This window comes from Pseudomonas koreensis, from assembly GCF_036668835.1.
In the GTDB taxonomy this organism is placed as follows: Bacteria; Pseudomonadota; Gammaproteobacteria; order Pseudomonadales; family Pseudomonadaceae; genus Aquipseudomonas; species Aquipseudomonas koreensis_I.
This window is the reverse complement of the sequence record NZ_JAZEVW010000033.1, coordinates 1-461: the sequence shown is the minus strand read 5'-3', so window position 1 is coordinate 461 and position 461 is coordinate 1. Positions and strand designations below refer to the sequence as shown.

Sequence of the window (461 nt, the reverse complement as noted above, 5' to 3'; positions counted from 1 at the left end):
ATCCCGGCCCGATGGCCACGGGCGAGAACCTCTTCAGCCATCAGGACGCCCGCAACCTGATCCGCCACGGTGGCATGCGCCCCGATCGCGACTGGTTGCAGTTCGACTGCGCGCTTTCCTATGGGCTGGCCGAGTATCTGCGGACGCTGAAGGTTCTTGAAACGCAGGGCTGGTCGCCGTCGCGCTGTATTCCGCATGGCGGGCACCAGATGTCGCTGAACATCGCGGCGGGCCTGGGTCTGGGCGGCAACGAAAGCTACCCGGACCTGTTCCAGCCCTATGGCGGCTTTCCCGACGGTGTGGCGGTGGAGGACGGACATATCATGATGCCGGACATCCCGGGCATCGGCTTCGAGGGCAAGGCGGATCTGTATCGGGAAATGCAGGCGCTTGCGGCCTGACCCGGCATCGGGGCGGAGGTCTTGACGAGGCACCGCCCCCCGCATCTCGCAGGTTGGAAA

1 protein-coding gene is annotated in these 461 nt (G+C 65.5%); it reads left to right on the top strand.

The genetic code is table 11. From position 1 onward, the window contains the following. Positions 1-401, top strand: a 401-nt coding sequence (locus tag V6F91_RS27175) for an enolase C-terminal domain-like protein (protein ID WP_332769929.1), incomplete at its 5' end; no start/stop codon positions are given. Between the last annotated feature and the right edge of the window lie 60 nt (positions 402-461).